We start from the raw sequence: 236 nt of genomic DNA, 5'->3' as shown, positions 1-236 counted from the left end.
AAGTCCCTCCGAAAAGGAAGGGAAATCTTGTGCCAGTCCAGACAGAACGACGCTTAGAGCGGCGCCTCAATGAAAGTCCCTCCGAAAAGGAAGGGAAATGCCTCGTGGATTCCGTCTCCGAAATGCAGACCGTCACCGCCTCAATGAAAGTCCCTCCGAAAAGGAAGGGAAATACGCCTCGGCATGCAGAGAGGACGTCGGCTCAGTCACGCCTCAATGAAAGTCCCTCCGAAAAG

This window comes from Rothia sp. HMSC061D12 (assembly GCF_001836735.1).
Classification (GTDB): domain Bacteria; phylum Actinomycetota; class Actinomycetes; order Actinomycetales; family Micrococcaceae; genus Rothia.
Note: the sequence above shows the minus strand (reverse complement) of the source record.